Below are 14,939 nucleotides of genomic sequence, written 5' to 3' on the forward strand. Positions count from 1 at the left end.
GGGTCGCGTGCACCTGATCGCAAGAGAGCCCTCAATCGAGATCGTTCAGAGTATCTGGTCCACCAATGCGCTAGTCGGAAAGGGTGGCCAGAAGCTTTCCGCCTCTGTTCAGCACGCTTGACCGAGGCGACACCGGTTCAGAACCGGTGGACGCAGGTGATGGTGTTATCAACCATGCACCGGGATAATCAGTCCGGATGTGCCGGGGATTGAGGCGAATTCCAGTGCCGGCTGCGAAGTGGAGCGCGCCCGCCGTTGCTTCCTTCGACAAAACCGCACTTCGGATTTCATAGAGTTTTCTTTCTCCATCGAGGGCGAGCGTGACATCCTCAAGAGCGAAATCATCAATGCGGATAACCTGGCCCGTGGGCGTGTCGAGAACCCACCTGTCGGAATCGATGAAACCGTCGGTATAGACATTGCCGGTGGAGGCACGCAGAAATGTGCCCTTCGGCAAGACAATGCCGTCGACGATGTTCCCGTCGGCAAGGACACATCGGCTGAATGCGGATACATCCCCGTCAGCCTTCAGGTCGAACTCCACCGGTTGTGCCGCATCGCAGCGCCAGCCGCTCTGCAGGGTCACGCCTGTGCCCGTCACCCGCATCGTCTCTGGAACAAAGCCGACGGTCTCATAATTTCCGTTGGTTTTTATCGCGATATAGCGGGCGATCTCGACGGCATCGACATTCGCGACCCGCACGGGATGGGGGAAGACCGCGCGGTTGAAGGATTCCCTGGTGTCGGCCACGGCCAGTTCAAGTTTCGTGCCTTTGGGCATGTCGATCTGGCCAAGGCGCACCGGCTCCCCAAGCTCCGGGCGATAGCTAGACGCCATTTCCCTGTCATAGGCACGCATCTGGAGATAGAAATTACCGAACTGCCAAAGTGTAAAAATCGCAATGGCGGTCGCCAGACCATAGGGCAGCATCATCGGGCGCGCCCAGCGGCCTCCTGCGTATCGTGCAACCAACACCACTGTCCAGATACCCCAGACCAGTGTCGTGGCAAGAAGGAAGGCAAGCAAAAGCAGCGTTTCGACGGAGGGTAGTGCTACTGGGATCATGCGAACCAACGAAATGATGCGGATCGGTAGCGATCCTGACAGGCAAGATAGCTCTACCCGACGAATGGTGCATTGTTCAACGGCCTGATCTGCCGGCCGGCACGCCACTGAATTCGATCCGGCTGCCTCAGCCTGTCGCAAAACGTCCGGTCAGGACGATGGACGGGCGGCATATTGCTCGAATTCGACGAGGCTCGTCGGCCTCGCAAAAAGATAGCCCTGAAACAATCGGCAGCCGTAGGACAGCATCATCCGCAGCTCCGCCTCGGTCTCCACGCCTTCGGCCAGAACTTCCAGTGAAAGGTCGTGCCCCATCTGGACGATGTTTCGCGTGATTGTCGCCATACGCCCGCTTTCGGTCACCCCCGTCACGAAGCTGCGATCAATCTTGATCTGTTTGAGCGGCAATTGCCGCAGGTAGCTCAGTGAGGAGTAGCCAGTGCCGAAATCGTCGAGTGAAATCGTAAAGCCGGAACGATCAAGGAGCTTCATTTTCGCGATCGCTGCCTCTATGTCGAATAGGAAAACGCTCTCGGTCAGCTCCAGCTTTAGAAGCTGTGGCTTGATGCCCTGAGACGAGGCGGCATCAAGAAGCTGCCCGGAAAATCCCGCGTCGACGAAATGATCGGCAGTGATGTTGATCGACAAGGTGAGATTCTGGGTTGCCGGGTCCTCTTGCCATCTCGCAAGTGTCTTGCAGGCTTCGGCAATGACCCAAGCGCCGATTGTCGGCATGAAACCGGTTTGCTGCGCAAGCGCGATGAAATCGGCTGGCGGGATGTATCCCCGTTTCGGGTGGTTCCACCGCAACAGCGCCTCTGCGCCAAGCAGCGTGCCATCCGCGCGGACCTGCGCTTGATAGAAAAGTTCAAACTGGCCATTCGAAAGCGCGGAACGCAGTTCCAGGGCTTTTTTCGTATGACTGCGAAACTGCGCCTGCATGGCGGCGACACCCCCACACAGCATCAACGCTGCGAAAACGCTGTTGAACCAGGCGCTGATGCTGCGCACATCCTGCGGCATGGGAGTACTGAACGAAAACCGCGCGGCGGACGCGCAGAAGTAAACAAAGGCCACGAGACTTGCCGCGATGACCAGAAACTGGGCGGCGGAACGCTAGCGTTGAAAATTCATGTAGCCGACGAAGATGATGACGAGCAGGTAGAGATGCGTCGTCCTCGGTATGGTATCGTCTGAGACATCGATAGCGACGGAATACCAGCAGACGAACAGGATGCAGGCGCTCTGTGCCAGAATGAGTCCGAGGGAAAAGTGGCCCATCAGGCAAGTCAGCCAGCACGGCACGATCGCAACCCCTAGAATGAGGAGGCTGAGCGCAATGCCCCATCTTTCCGTGAGCATGAAAAACACGAACCAGCCAGTCGCCAGCGCCACGCCCATCCAGGCTGCAACTCGACACAGGAGAAGAAGATGCTGCGAATATTCCTCTCGGTCTTTTGTTTTCTGAAAAGGCATGCTGACCCTTGGCTTGGACTACGGGGCGAGCCCGCTCCTTGATGCAAAAGCCGAACGGAAGCTAGACGAGGTCGCCGAACTTCGCAGATTTCAAAAAACGGGGTTAAGCAAACAGGAATGAAATACACAAATTTTGCACGATCAAATCATGCACAATCAATCGCACATCCATTTTTCCCGCTTCGCCGGCCTCAGCGGCCTGCGCCAACCGAGGAGACACCTTCGCCGCATCGCGACGAAGGGCGAAGCGGCGCCGGATTGGGTTCGCATGCGCGTGTTTGCAGCGATCTAGACGCGCGCCATGAGGTAGTGTCCAACGCCCCAGACCTTACCGTCTTCGTGCCCGAAAAGACCTGCCGTCGCGAGGAAGAACAGTCTCCAACGCCGTTCCCACAAGCGCGCATCGTTGCCATAGACTCTCTGCAGGATCGGTCGGATACGGTCGATCTCCCGGTCGAAATTTCCAAGCCAGTCGAGGGCCGTCCGGCGATAATGTGATCCCGACCAGCGCCACTCCTGTTCCACGGTGAACTGCGCCGGGAAACGGTGAGGAAGATCGAAGGCAGGCATAATGCCGCCGGTGAAGAAATGCTGCGCGATCCAGTCTGCCCGGTTGCCATGGTCGAAACGATAGGATCGATCCCGGTGATTGAAGACGTGAAGGAAGAACTTGCCCTCGGGCGTCAGCCAGGAGCGGACGCGTTCGAACAATGCCTGCCAGTTCGACATGTGCTCGAACATTTCCACCGATACGACACGGTCGAAACGCTCATCAGTTGTGAAATCATTCATATCGGCCGTCACCACCGAGAGGTTCGACAGCCCACGCTCATTTGCACGTTCGATTATATATTCGCGCTGCGAAGCCGAATTTGAAACGGACGTAATCCGCGCATTGGGAAACCGGCCGGCCATATAAAGGGAGAGCGAACCCCAGCCACAGCCGAGTTCGAGAATATTCATCCCGTCCTGCAATCGGGCATGGGAAACGGTCTCTTCCAGCGCCAATGTTTCAGCCTCATCCAGAGTTGTCTGAGCATTGGGATAAAAACAGCAGGAATATTTTCTTTGCGCGCCAAGGACGATTGCAAAGAATTCAGCCGGCACCTCGTAGTGCTGCCTGTTCGCCTCGTCGGTGTGCGTGGCGACGGGAAATTTCGCCATATCAGTCACAAAAGCGTTTTCTTCCGCCGCCGGAACGCCAGCAAGTCGCCGTTTGGTGCGCGCGCAGAGCATGTCGATGCCGGCAAGCGTCATATTGTCACTCAGCGGTGCGCGTTCGGCAGCATTGATGGCGAATGCGAGCATGTTCATGGCGTGTCCTCATTCTTGCGTGGCCCCGGAAAGAAGGCGTTGACGCGGTTTTGCAGGGCGCGGAATTTCTCTCCGCGTGATTTCAGCATGTGTTCTTCGAGCGGGGGAATGCCGGAGACGTGGACGAGCAGCCAGTACATCATGGCTGGCGCAGCAAGCGACAACCATGACCACGGCTGCGCATGGATGGCCAACAACGGAAAGCCGCACCAGAAAAGCCACTCGAAAAAGTAGTTGGGATGACGCGAATAACGCCACAGACCAGTCTCGCAGACGCCGGTTTTGGCCTCCGGGGTTTTTCTGAACTGTGAAAGCTGTGCATCGGAGGTCGCTTCTCCAACAAGCGCACCAGCCGCGACGATCAACGCTATCACATCGATAATGCTTGGAAGTGGCAGAGGATTGCTGGCGGCAAGATAGACGGCGAGAACCAGCACAAAGGCGGCAACGGCCTGAATCTGAAGAAAGGCGAATAGCCGCAACGAGGCATTGCTACCCCATTCTTCTATAAGCTTCGCGTAACGTGGATCTTCGCCACCTCCCCTCGTCCGCATGCCGATGTGTCCCGCGAGCCGCAGCGACCACACCAATACGAGAAAGAGAACCGCTCCCCGGCGCCAGCTATCTCCATCGGAAAACAAGACGGCAACCACGCCGCCGACCCCGACACTCGCAGACCAGACGGTGTCGATCCAGCCACTCGATCCTGTGTAACGCTGCAACGCCCAGGCTGCCGCCATCAGAAGCGACATCAGCACGGCAAGGGCCACCACAACAGACATCATCACCATTCCGCTCACTGTATTCGAAGGACTTCAGACCAAGTTTCCAGTGGCAACTACGGGCGAGACGGCAAAAGAGTTTCAAGCGCCTGACAAAATTCTGAAAAATTTGCGCGCCGCTGAAACTTATCGATCCGCTCCTTCGTATCTGTCGCAGGCCGTAAAACTGAATTGTGAATGCAATAGCGAGGAACCATGTTCGATACCGAAGCCAAAAGAAAAGACAGCCGGCGAAACATCGCCGTGATCGGAACAGGCATTTCCGGTCTGTCTGCGGCCTGGCTTTTGTCGAAACGGCATGATGTCACGGTTTTCGAGGCTGCGGACCGCGTCGGCGGCCACAGCAACACCGTGACGTTCAAAACTGAACAGGGTGTGGTGTCTGTCGATACGGGGTTCATCGTCTATAATGAGGTGACGTATCCCAATCTGACGGCACTTTTCAAAACGCTGGGAGTGACGACCGCGGCATCCGACATGTCCTTTGCCGTTTCACTGGATGATGGCGGTTTCGAATATTCCGGCGGCTCTGGCTTTGGCCTTTTGGCGCAAAAGAGAAATGCCGTTAGACCGCGCTTCTGGGCAATGCTTGCCGACCTCTTGCGCTTTTATCGCAATGCCCCGCGCGATCTGCCGATGATGGGCGACATGTCGCTCGATGAGTATCTTTCTCAAAACAACTATGGCGACGCCTTTCGCAACGATCATCTTTACCCGATGGCAGCAGCCATCTGGTCTACCCCGGCCATGGAAGTCGGCCGTTACCCGGCAGCACATTTCGTGAAGTTCTGCAGCAATCACGGCCTGCTGTTGCTCCGCAACCGGCCCGTCTGGCGCACCGTTGTCGGCGGCAGCCGGGAATATGTGAAACGACTCACTGCGCCATTCGCCGATCGCATTCGGCTCTCGACACCTGTGACGCGCATCCACCGCCTGGCGGACGGGGTCGAGATCGCCAACACTAACGGCGAATTCGAACGGTTCGACGATGTGGTGATTGCCACACACGCAGATCAGGCGCTGGAGATGCTGACGGACGCGACGCAAGCCGAACGGCGCATTCTCGGCGCGTTTGGCTATACGAAAAACAGGGCGGTACTGCACACGGACAGCAGTTTCATGCCCCGCAGGCGCACCGTCTGGTCAAGCTGGAACTATGTGGCCGATACACGCATTGAAACGGGGCAGCCGAGCATCACCTACTGGATGAACAAGCTTCAGCCTCTGGGTGCAATCCCTGACACCTTCGTAACGCTGAACCCGACACGCGAACCGGAAAAGGGAAAAATCATCACCGAGGAAACTTACCACCATCCTGTTTTCGATGCCGGCACCGAGCAGATGAGGCAGGAACTGTGGGCCTTGCAGGGTTTGAGAAACACCTGGTTCTGCGGCGCCTATTTTGGCTCGGGTTTTCATGAAGACGGCATTCAGGCAGGGCTTGCCGTCGCCGAGGATCTGGGCGGCCTGTCGAGGCCCTGGAAGGTTACCGATGATAGCGGCCGGATCGTCCGTCTGAATTTGGCTTCGCGGAAAAGAACGATCAAACTCGTTGAGGCGATCCCATGACGTCTCATTTCTCCTCCGCGCTTTTTCCCGGACATGTCATGCATGCGCGCTTCAAGCCGAAAGCGCACCGGCTCGCCTATCGCATTTACTCGCTGCTTCTCGACCTTGATGAACTCGATGCGCTTGACCGTAAGCTGCGGCTGTTCTCCGTCGATCGTTTCAACCTGTTTTCCTTTCACCGCCGGGACCGCGGCGACGGGAGCAAGATGGAATTGCGCAACCAGATCGAAAACGCCATGACGGCCGCAGGCATGACCGTCGATGGTGGTCCGATCCGTCTGCTCACCATGCCGCGCATCCTTGGCTGGGCCTTCAATCCACTCAGCGTGTTTTTCTGCCACGGCCGGAACGGGTCTCTCAAAGCCATTCTCTGGGAAGTCGACAACACGTTCGGCGAGCGGCATTCCTATCTGATCCCGGTGGAGACAGAAGGTGCGGCCGAGATCGTCCAGCGCTGCGACAAGGCCTTCTATGTCTCGCCCTTCATGGACATGGATCTCCGTTATGTATTCCGGGTCATACCACCCGGCGACAAGCTGAAGATCGTTATCGATACATTTGACGACGAGGGGCCAGTCCTGACTGCAAGGCATCTGGCGCGGCGTGTCGAGCTGACCGATGGCGCGCTGCTGAAGGCTTTTGTCACCATCCCCTTTCTTACCCTCAAGGTTGTTGCCGGCATCCATTGGGAAGCACTTAAAATATGGCTCAAGGGTGTGCGGTTAAGAAAACGACCGCGTCCACCTTCTGCCCCTGTCTCCTTCATTCACCCATCACCATCGCAAATCGAGGCCAAACTTCATGACCCCGTTTGACAATCTCAACGAACTATCGCTGGAAAACACGCAGATGCGGCAACGCACCGGTCCCGAAGGCTGGCTCATGGCCAAGCTCTTGAACAACGTCTCCAAAGGCAGACTGCGCGTCATGCTGCCCGGTGGCGGCGTGATTGAGAAATCCGGGGAACATGAGGGCACCGAGGCGACGCTTGTTCTCCATCGCTGGCGCGCGCTACGGCGGCTCATCCTCAATGGCGACATCGGTTTTGCCGAGGGTTACATCGAAGACGACTGGTCCACACCGGATCTGACCGCCCTGATCCGTTTTGCGGCACAGAACAACGACGCTTTCGGGGGATCGACGCGCGGTAGCCTGCCGATGCGCCTCATCAATCGCCTTGGCCACCGCCTGAACGCCAATACAAAGCGCGGCAGCCGCCGCAACATCGAGGCCCATTACGATCTCGGCAACGAATTCTACCGGCAATGGCTCGATTCCTCGATGCTCTATTCGTCGGCGATTTTCGACGATACGACGCCAACGCTTGAGGCGGCCCAACTCAAAAAACTCAACCGCATCGTCGACAAGCTGCAATTGAGCGGCGGTGAGAGCGTATTGGAGATTGGCTGCGGCTGGGGCGCGCTTGCAATCCACCTCGCGACCCAGGCGGATGCCAACGTTACCGGCCTTACCCTTTCGCCATCTCAGTTGAATTGGGCAAAGGCGGCAGCGGAGAAAACCGACAAGGCTGAGCATATCGATCTCAGGCTCGAGGACTACCGCGATGTCGAAGGCAAGTTCGACCGCATCGTTTCCGTCGAGATGTTCGAAGCGGTCGGTGAGGCCTATTGGCCGAGCTATTTCGAAACACTGAAACGCTGCCTGAAACCCGGCGGGCGCGCGGTGCTGCAAATCATCTCCATTGAACCTGCCCGGTTCGATAATTACCGGCGAAACGCGGACTTCATCCAGAAATACATCTTTCCGGGCGGCTTCCTGCCATCTGACGAAGCCCTTGAAAGAGCAATCGGCAGGGCGGGTCTGAGCCTCGCCGATACCGAGCTTTTCGGCCAGTCCTATGCCCGCACGCTGGCGGAATGGCGCCAGCGTTTCCATGCGCGCTGGCAGACAATCTCGCTGCTGGGTTTCGATGACCGCTTCAGGCGGCTCTGGGATTATTACCTCTGCTACTGCGAAGCCGGCTTTACCGAGGGAACCATCAATGTTGGCTTCTACACGATCGAGCACAAATAAGGCGGGGCAACAACTGCGGAGAAAGACGATGAAAATCAATCCCTTGATAATCGCATCTGTCCTGGGTCCGATGCTTGCGGCCTCTGGTGCCGGAGCAGCCGACATCGACGGAAACTGGGCGCGCGGCGACGGCAACGCGAAAGTGCTAATCGCACCCTGCGGCGACAATATATGCGCCACCAATACCTGGATCAAACCGGGCACGCCCGAGGAAAAGACCGGTGACCGGCTGATCATGACTATAAAGCCAGATGAAACAGGCGTCTATTCGGGCACTGCCTTCGATCCGCAACGCGACAAATCCTACAAGATAACCGTGACGGTTGATGGCAACAGCATGACCACCAAGGGCTGCATCGTCGCTGGTCTCCTGTGCAAGGGCATTACCTGGGCCCGCATCAACTAGACTCTGGAAAGGACAAACCGATGAAGACCTATATCTCAGCCTACTTCTTCACCCTCATCGCCTTTCTGGTGATCGACTTCATCTGGCTAAGCACCATGGCGTCGCGACTTTATCGCCCGGCGATCGGCGATCTTCTGGCTGAGAACTTCCGGCTGGCCCCGGCGATCATCTTTTATCTCATCTACGCGGCAGGACTGACCTTTCTTGCGGTTCGTCCGGCCCTCATATCAGGCCAGTGGACGACCGCGTTGGTTTATGGTGCAGCCGTCGGCTTCATGGCCTATGCCACATATGATCTCACCAATCAGGCAACGTTGAAAAGCTGGTCCACGACATTGACCATCGCAGATCTTCTGTGGGGCACCTTCGTGTCCGCAGCCGCTGCCATCATCGGTTACATCGTCACCGTACGGCTGGTCGGTCCACTGCAAAATCCGGCAGGTGTGTTATGACAGCGACCATCCCTGCCGCCTGCTTCCACCCGGCCAATTTTTGGCCGGGAAGACGTGAACTTCATTTCGCGCATGCCTTGCCTTCCCACAAAGGACAACCCTATATAGGAGGCGCAAGAAGGGATGTTCGAATGCAGGGTACAGAGATAGCAACGCTCATAAACCGCGTCGGCATGGGCGACCGCTCGGCATTCGTTTCCCTCTATCAAGCCACCAGCCCGAAGCTTTATGCGATCTGCCTGAAAATCCTGCGTGACAGGACCGAAGCCGAAGAAGCGCTTCAGGAAGTCTATATCAAGATCTGGCAAAGAGCCCTCACATTTGCAGCAAGCGCCGGCACACCGTCGACGTGGCTCGCCGCAATCGCCCGCAACCATGCGATCGATACGATCAGGGCGCGCAAACCCGTGGGCGACGACATTGACGAAGCCTATGACCTTGCCGATGACAGCATCCGCAATCCGGAGCAGCAGGTCGTTCTGGCCGATGAGGGTCGCAGGATCGACAATTGCATGCAGGAACTTGAAACGGTTCATGCGCAGGCGGTGCGTCGTGCCTATATCGAAGGGCTGAGCTATATCGAACTCGCCAAAGAATTGCGGGTGCCACTCAACACGGTCAGAACCTGGCTGCGGCGAAGCCTTCTCAAACTCAGAGAGTGCATGCAGCGATGACAACGAGCGAAAACAGCGAGGGCATGCATTCGCGCGACGAAATCCTCGCTGGCGAATATGTGCTCGGCGTGCTGCCGTTTGAAAAGCGTCGTGAGGTCGAGCGGCGCATGCAGGACGACAGGGTCTTCGCGCAGCTGGTCCACCGTTGGGAAAGCGAATTTTCAGACTTCAACGTGGATTACGAAGAACAGGCGCCGAGTGCGGCCATTCTCGCCCGCATTGAAGAACGCCTGTTCGGCAGGAAGACCAGCAACGCCAATGGCAGCCTGTGGAGTTCCGCATCCTTCTGGCGATGGATATCTGTCGCCACGAGCGCGGCTGCCGTGGCAGCGATCGTTTACGCCGCATTTCCGGAAAAATGGCAGGGCACAGCTCCGCTGGTAGCCGAACTTTCGACAACGGACAGTCAGGTCAACCTGCTTGCATCCTATGATGCAGAGACCGGCAGGATGCACATTATACCGGTTGCGACCGGCAAGGCCGATGAGAAATCACTGGAACTTTGGCTTGTGATGGATGGCGGCAAGACCCGCTCGCTCGGTGTTTTCCAGCCCGGAACGAATGGCGATCTCATTATCCCGGCGGATATGCGTAACAACATTTCGGAAGGCACGACCTTCGCGATCAGCGTGGAACCCTTCGGTGGATCACCAACTGGTCAGGCGACCGGCCCTGTTATCGCAATCGGTACCGCAAGAAGGCAGCTTTAAGGCGTCACGCCTTCATGCGCTTTTGCCAACTGCTGAAACATGATTTCAGTCTGCGCACCGTTTAGTGGTTGCGCAATCATCGAGCATTGCAAGCGCGTTCTTTATTGCGGCACCGGAGGCGGTATTGTCGAAAACGCACCAGGATTCGGCGGAAAGGCGTTTTCTAAACGAGAGGATTTCGGCGGCGCTGTAGTCGGAATAATAAATCCGGGGAGCGCCGTGGAGCCGGACATATTTGGGCGGCTCGGAGAAATCACTGGCCGGCCAGACCGGTGCAGGATCGGCCAGCACACGATCAATGGCATAGCGTTGCAGAACCTCTTGCGCTGAATGCGTAGCCCAACTTGTGTGACGCGGTTCGAGTACGAGCATGCCGGAAAAGGTCTGACGCATAGCGTCTAACGCGGCCTCCGCGTCGGAGACATCAAATGTGAGATTGGGTGGCAACTGGCACAATAAGGGTCCAAGCTTGCCATCCAGCGCCGCAAGTTCCCCAACAAATGCCTTGAAGACTTGTCCGATTTCCCGCAACCGGCGCTCATGCGTGATCTCGCGCGGCAGCTTCACGGCGAAGCGGAAGTCATCGGGCACGGAATTTGCCCAACGCTCGAACGTCGTTGGCCGGTGGTGGCGATAAAAGGTGGAGTTGATCTCGACGCCGTTGAATACGGCAGCATATCGGCTAAGCCCACTTCCCGTTTCGGGAAAACGGTGCGCCACAGTCTTGGGGATCGACCATCCAGCTGTTGCAATGACCGGCACTTTCACCTGCCCCGAGGCTATCAAAGAGAAGGCCGGCACATGCCGACCTTCCCTGTTTCTAACGCTTAGCGTCTGTAACGCAGACGTTCCTGTTCGATTTCAGTGGGCTCATAAGGATCGAGCGTGTCGTCAAACCGTGACCAACCGTCTTCGGCATAGGCCGCGCGCCGCTTGTCCGGATCAACCCAGTTGGACTGGCGCAGGACTTCTTCGGCGTCCGTGTAAAGGCTGTCCTCGACCTTCGCGGTCACGAGCGTGCCACCCCGGCGAACGCCTTCTGCGTAAACATGGGCATGGTCTTCGGAAACGCCGGCGTCCGTCAGCGCGCCGATAAGGCCGCCGGCGGCGCCGCCTGCGACGGCACCGGCAACAGCGCCTGCCGCCGTCGCGGCAAGCCAGCCTGCCGCAACCACCGGTCCGACGCCGGGAATTGCCATGATGCCAAGGCCTGTCAACAGGCCGCCAACACCACCGACAGCAGCGCCGATGCCGGCACCCGTGCCTGCGCCTTCAGCAGCTTTTGAATCATTGCCATGGCGTTCGTCTGCATTGTTGGAAACAATGCTGATATCTTTAGACGGGACGCCGCGTTGTTCCAGTGCAGTAACGGCGGCGCTGGCATCGGAGTAGTCGTCGAAAAGTCCGGTAACGGTCTTCATAGGATTCTCCCAAAGATTGAATTAGTTAGCGACAATATTGCCCTGATAGTCGAGCGCCACGTTTACAGACTTGCCGTCCTTCGAGGCCTTGGCCTGCCACACGCCCTTGTCGTTGAGCGTAAGACCGGTCACTTCGGCATATCCGGCGTCCATAAGGCGTTTATTCGCCTGTTCCTCGGTAAAGCTGTTTGCGCCTTCCACAGGCGCAGTCGCATTCTTGGTGTCTGGCGTAGCGACGGCAGGCTTGCTGCCATCGGTGGCTGGAGCGGTGGACGTCTGAGCGAAGGCGCCAAGGGTCGACGCGCCGAGAAGCGCGGCGGCTAAAAGAAGCTTTTTCATGATTTTTCCTCGTTGTAGCCTTCAGTGCAGGCTCGACAGGGAAACAACATGTCGGGCCTCATGGTTCCGCCAATCTGAAAATAGAATTTGCAGACCTTGCAGTTCCATCATCGTCGAAACGCCACAGAACTATCTCTGCCGGATGAGGAACGTCCGCCTATTCAACCGGTTACTGGCATCGCTGCGATGCCACCGCAGACCGGAGTGTGAATTCTTTTCCGGGAGCAGGAACATCGTCTCCACTCAGGGGTTGTCCAGTTACATCATTCAAAGTTGATCGGATTCCCACATGCCTGCGGAAACTACATTGCATGACCTGTTCCTCGATACGCTCAAGGACATCTGTCTCGCCGAACAACAAGTGCTGAAGGCTCTGCCGAGGAACGTGCGGGGACCCTTCCAAGCTTAGGCCGCCTTTTAGGGCGGCTTTTTCATTTCCGGGTCGGATAGGCCCCTTCCAATTCAGGAGCCACACCATGGCCAAGACCACCTCCACATCACCAAGCGACAAGACCGAAACCGTGACGATCCATGACCAGAAGCTGGAGCGCGGTGCTGGCGGCGAGCTGCATCAGACAGCCGAAAACGACGCGCCGGTGCTGACGACCGCTCAAGGGGGGCCGGTCGCGGACGACCAGAATTCTCTAAGGGTCGGGCCGCGTGGTCCGCTCGTCGTTGATGATTTCCATTTCCGCGAAAAGATCTTCCATTTCGACCATGAGCGCATTCCCGAGCGCGTCGTGCATGCTCGCGGTTACGGCGCGCATGGCTTCTTCGAAACTTACGAGTCCCTCTCCGCATACACAAAGGCGGATTTCCTGCAGCGCGCCGGGGAAAAGACACCAGCCTTCGTCCGTTTCTCGACGGTTGCGGGCAACAAGGGCTCAGCTGACCTTGCGCGCGACGTGCGCGGTTTCGCAGTGAAGCTCTATACACAGGAAGGCAACTGGGATCTCGTCGGCAATAATATTCCTGTCTTCTTTATTCAGGACGCCATCAAGTTTCCCGACCTGATCCACGCCGCCAAGCAGGAACCTGACCGGGCTTTTCCGCAGGCGCAGACGGCCCATGACAATTTCTGGGACTTCATCAGCCTGACGCCGGAAAGCATGCACATGGTCATGTGGGCCATGTCGGATCGTACGATACCGCGGTCTTTCCGCTTTATGGAGGGTTTCGGCGTTCATACCTTCCGTCTGGTCAATGCCAAGGATGAATCGACCTTCGTCAAGTTCCACTGGAAGCCGAAGCTCGGTCTTCAATCGGTCGCCTGGAACGAGGCGGTCAAGATCAATGGCGCCGATCCCGATTTCCATCGCCGCGATCTGTGGCAGGCGATCCAGTCCGGCAATTTCCCGGAATGGGAATTGCAGGTGCAGCTCTTCGATCAGGAGTTTGCCGACAGCTTCGATTTCGACGTGCTCGATCCGACAAAGATCATCCCCGAGGAAATCCTGAAGCCGCAGCCGGTCGGACGACTGGTACTCGACCGTATGCCCGACAACTTCTTTGCCGAGACCGAGCAAGTTGCGTTCATGACGCAGAACGTGCCGCCGGGTATCGACTTCAGCAATGATCCGCTGTTGCAGGGCCGCAACTTTTCCTATCTCGACACCCAGCTGAAACGCCTTGGTGGGCCAAACTTCACCCATCTGCCGATCAATGCACCGAAGTGTCCCTTCGCGCATTTCCAGCAGGATGGCCACATGGCCATGCGCAATCCTGTTGGCAGGGTGAATTACCAGCCGAACTCGTTCGGTGAAGGCCCGAGAGAGTCGCCGAGCCGGGGGTATCGTCATTTTCCGGCAGAAGAACAGGGGATCAAGGCGCGGCTGCGCCCCGAGAGCTTTGCCGACCACTACAGCCAGGCACGGCAATTCTACATCAGCCAGACCCCGCCAGAACAGCGTCATATCGCGGCAGCCCTGACATTTGAACTGAGCAAGGTGGAAACAGCCGTGATCCGCGAACGCATGGTGTCGCATCTCATGAACATCGACGAGACGCTGGCAAACACCGTCGCGCAGAAGCTGGGTTTCAAGTCCATGCCGAAGCCGGCGGACGCGGCCATGCCGACACGTCAGGATCTGGAACCCTCGCCGGCGCTCAGCATCGTCGAGCGTGGTCCGAAACGCTTCGAAGGCCGCAAGCTTGGTATACTCGTCACCGATGGTGTCGACGCCAAATTGCTGAACGGCGTGATGTCGGCGATTACCAAGGAAAAAGCTGTCTGCGAATTGATAGCCCCGAAGGTCGGTGGCGTCACCGCCTCAGACGGGAGCTGGATTGCGGCCCATCACATGATCGACGGCGGGCCATCGGTTCTCTTCGATGCAGTTGCACTGTTGACTTCTGCCGAGGGGATAGACGATCTGGTCAACGAGGCGACGGCGCGTGACTTCGTGGCCGATGCTTTCCAGCACTGCAAGTTCATCGGTTACGACCAGTCCGCGCTGCCATTGCTGGAAAAGGCCGGTATCGCAGGCGATCTTGACGAGGGCACGATTATCCTGCCAGGTGAGGAAGGCCTCGCTGGCTTCGTGTCGAACCTTGGCAAGCTGCGTGTCTGGGGACGGGAACCTTCCGTAAAACTCGGCAAGGCGTCACCGCCGGTAAAGTGACATCACAGGCGGGCGCGGCTACAATGCCGCGCCTTGATGACGCACGATCGCCCGCCCGAGGGCGTGAAAACGTTT

Annotated in this window: 17 protein-coding genes and 1 pseudogene; 10 read left to right on the top strand and 8 right to left on the bottom strand. The window is 57.6% G+C overall.

The genetic code is table 11. The features are described 5' to 3' along the window. Positions 1-70 precede the first annotated feature (70 nt). From QE432_RS00470 to QE432_RS00480, 3 genes are all read right to left on the bottom strand, one after another. Positions 71-1,066: a hypothetical protein gene (locus QE432_RS00470; RefSeq protein ID WP_038495490.1), complete on the bottom strand. Its 996-nt coding sequence runs from the start codon at positions 1,064-1,066 to the stop codon at positions 71-73. Between the two features lie 150 nt (positions 1,067-1,216). Further along, the gene (locus QE432_RS00475; protein WP_306622832.1) at positions 1,217-2,143 is read right to left on the bottom strand and encodes a putative bifunctional diguanylate cyclase/phosphodiesterase; all 927 of its coding nucleotides are present in this window, start codon (positions 2,141-2,143) and stop codon (positions 1,217-1,219) included. 39 nt (positions 2,144-2,182) lie between these two features. Continuing rightward, positions 2,183-2,542: a hypothetical protein gene (locus QE432_RS00480; protein WP_306622836.1), complete on the bottom strand. Its 360-nt coding sequence runs from the start codon at positions 2,540-2,542 to the stop codon at positions 2,183-2,185. Between the two features lie 148 nt (positions 2,543-2,690). On the opposite strand from QE432_RS00480, the gene QE432_RS00485 reads away from it, so the two are divergent. Continuing rightward, positions 2,691-2,834: a hypothetical protein gene (locus tag QE432_RS00485; RefSeq protein WP_019566749.1), complete on the top strand. Its 144-nt coding sequence runs from the start codon at positions 2,691-2,693 to the stop codon at positions 2,832-2,834. Here the strand turns inward: QE432_RS00485 and QE432_RS00490 are convergent. Next, a complete protein-coding gene (locus QE432_RS00490; RefSeq protein WP_013761034.1) occupies positions 2,831-3,856 on the bottom strand; it encodes an SAM-dependent methyltransferase in 1,026 nt (341 codons plus the stop codon). The two genes, QE432_RS00485 and QE432_RS00490, sit on opposite strands and share 4 nt — an antisense overlap. Further along, positions 3,853-4,641, bottom strand: coding sequence for a DUF1295 domain-containing protein (locus QE432_RS00495; protein ID WP_038495952.1), 789 nt, complete (start codon positions 4,639-4,641; stop codon positions 3,853-3,855). Before QE432_RS00495 ends, QE432_RS00490 begins: the two co-directional genes overlap by 4 nt. A gap of 192 nt (positions 4,642-4,833) precedes the next feature. Between QE432_RS00495 and QE432_RS00500 the strand changes: the two genes are divergently transcribed. From QE432_RS00500 to QE432_RS00530, 7 genes are all read left to right on the top strand, one after another. Continuing rightward, complete coding sequence (locus QE432_RS00500; RefSeq protein WP_306622848.1) at positions 4,834-6,207, top strand: NAD(P)/FAD-dependent oxidoreductase; 1,374 nt, start codon at positions 4,834-4,836, stop codon at positions 6,205-6,207. Then, positions 6,204-7,022 (top strand): DUF1365 domain-containing protein, encoded by an 819-nt coding sequence (locus QE432_RS00505; RefSeq protein ID WP_013761037.1) that lies wholly within the window; start codon positions 6,204-6,206, stop codon positions 7,020-7,022. The genes QE432_RS00500 and QE432_RS00505 overlap by 4 nt, the downstream gene beginning before the upstream one ends. After that, positions 7,009-8,241, top strand: coding sequence for an SAM-dependent methyltransferase (locus QE432_RS00510; RefSeq protein ID WP_019566745.1), 1,233 nt, complete (start codon positions 7,009-7,011; stop codon positions 8,239-8,241). The genes QE432_RS00505 and QE432_RS00510 overlap by 14 nt, the downstream gene beginning before the upstream one ends. 28 nt (positions 8,242-8,269) lie before the next feature. Further along, positions 8,270-8,647, top strand: coding sequence for a DUF2147 domain-containing protein (locus QE432_RS00515; protein WP_019566744.1), 378 nt, complete (start codon positions 8,270-8,272; stop codon positions 8,645-8,647). A 20-nt stretch (positions 8,648-8,667) separates the two neighbouring features. Continuing rightward, positions 8,668-9,099, top strand: a complete 432-nt coding sequence (locus tag QE432_RS00520; protein WP_013761040.1) for a DUF2177 family protein — start codon at positions 8,668-8,670, stop codon at positions 9,097-9,099. A 131-nt stretch (positions 9,100-9,230) separates the two neighbouring features. Beyond that, entirely contained in the window at positions 9,231-9,773 is a 543-nt protein-coding gene (locus QE432_RS00525; RefSeq protein WP_004431393.1) for a sigma-70 family RNA polymerase sigma factor, read from the top strand. Next, a complete protein-coding gene (locus QE432_RS00530) occupies positions 9,770-10,483 on the top strand; it encodes an anti-sigma factor (RefSeq protein WP_306622861.1) in 714 nt (237 codons plus the stop codon). The genes QE432_RS00525 and QE432_RS00530 overlap by 4 nt, the downstream gene beginning before the upstream one ends. A 45-nt stretch (positions 10,484-10,528) precedes the next feature. Here QE432_RS00530 and QE432_RS00535 read toward each other — a convergent pair whose 3' ends face one another. The 3 genes from QE432_RS00535 to QE432_RS00545 form a co-directional block, all read right to left on the bottom strand. Next, positions 10,529-11,245: a DUF72 domain-containing protein gene (locus QE432_RS00535; protein ID WP_111801997.1), complete on the bottom strand. Its 717-nt coding sequence runs from the start codon at positions 11,243-11,245 to the stop codon at positions 10,529-10,531. Between the two features lie 65 nt (positions 11,246-11,310). Beyond that, complete coding sequence (locus tag QE432_RS00540) at positions 11,311-11,904, bottom strand: general stress protein (protein WP_019566741.1); 594 nt, start codon at positions 11,902-11,904, stop codon at positions 11,311-11,313. A 21-nt stretch (positions 11,905-11,925) separates the two neighbouring features. After that, on the bottom strand, positions 11,926-12,243 hold the full coding sequence (locus QE432_RS00545; RefSeq protein ID WP_111796632.1) for a PepSY domain-containing protein: 318 nt from the start codon (positions 12,241-12,243) through the stop codon (positions 11,926-11,928). A 289-nt stretch (positions 12,244-12,532) separates the two neighbouring features. On the opposite strand from QE432_RS00545, the pseudogene QE432_RS26600 reads away from it, so the two are divergent. Further along, positions 12,533-12,634, top strand: a pseudogene (locus QE432_RS26600) (DUF892 family protein); the annotation flags it as partial. An 85-nt stretch (positions 12,635-12,719) separates the two neighbouring features. Next, positions 12,720-14,864, top strand: a complete 2,145-nt coding sequence (gene catE / locus QE432_RS00550; protein ID WP_111801900.1) for a catalase C — start codon at positions 12,720-12,722, stop codon at positions 14,862-14,864. Positions 14,865-14,939: the final 75 nt, after the last annotated feature.

The organism is Agrobacterium sp. SORGH_AS_0745, from assembly GCF_030818995.1.
GTDB lineage: Bacteria > Pseudomonadota > Alphaproteobacteria > Rhizobiales > Rhizobiaceae > Agrobacterium > Agrobacterium tumefaciens.

Bases quoted from the DNA above. Each gene is read 5' to 3' on its own strand.
- QE432_RS00470 (WP_038495490.1), bottom strand. From the start codon at position 1,066: ATGATCCCAGTAGCACTACCCTCCGTCGAAACGCTGCTTTTGCTTGCC.
- QE432_RS00480 (WP_306622836.1), bottom strand. From the start codon at position 2,542: ATGCCTTTTCAGAAAACAAAAGACCGAGAGGAATATTCGCAGCATCTT.
- QE432_RS00485 (WP_019566749.1), top strand. From the start codon at position 2,691: ATGCACAATCAATCGCACATCCATTTTTCCCGCTTCGCCGGCCTCAGC.
- QE432_RS00490 (WP_013761034.1), bottom strand. From the start codon at position 3,856: ATGAACATGCTCGCATTCGCCATCAATGCTGCCGAACGCGCACCGCTG.
- QE432_RS00495 (WP_038495952.1), bottom strand. From the start codon at position 4,641: ATGATGTCTGTTGTGGTGGCCCTTGCCGTGCTGATGTCGCTTCTGATG.
- QE432_RS00500 (WP_306622848.1), top strand. From the start codon at position 4,834: ATGTTCGATACCGAAGCCAAAAGAAAAGACAGCCGGCGAAACATCGCC.
- QE432_RS00505 (WP_013761037.1), top strand. From the start codon at position 6,204: ATGACGTCTCATTTCTCCTCCGCGCTTTTTCCCGGACATGTCATGCAT.
- QE432_RS00510 (WP_019566745.1), top strand. From the start codon at position 7,009: ATGACCCCGTTTGACAATCTCAACGAACTATCGCTGGAAAACACGCAG.
- QE432_RS00515 (WP_019566744.1), top strand. From the start codon at position 8,270: ATGAAAATCAATCCCTTGATAATCGCATCTGTCCTGGGTCCGATGCTT.
- QE432_RS00520 (WP_013761040.1), top strand. From the start codon at position 8,668: ATGAAGACCTATATCTCAGCCTACTTCTTCACCCTCATCGCCTTTCTG.
- QE432_RS00525 (WP_004431393.1), top strand. From the start codon at position 9,231: ATGCAGGGTACAGAGATAGCAACGCTCATAAACCGCGTCGGCATGGGC.
- QE432_RS00530 (WP_306622861.1), top strand. From the start codon at position 9,770: ATGACAACGAGCGAAAACAGCGAGGGCATGCATTCGCGCGACGAAATC.
- QE432_RS00540 (WP_019566741.1), bottom strand. From the start codon at position 11,904: ATGAAGACCGTTACCGGACTTTTCGACGACTACTCCGATGCCAGCGCC.
- QE432_RS00545 (WP_111796632.1), bottom strand. From the start codon at position 12,243: ATGAAAAAGCTTCTTTTAGCCGCCGCGCTTCTCGGCGCGTCGACCCTT.
- catE (WP_111801900.1), top strand. From the start codon at position 12,720: ATGGCCAAGACCACCTCCACATCACCAAGCGACAAGACCGAAACCGTG.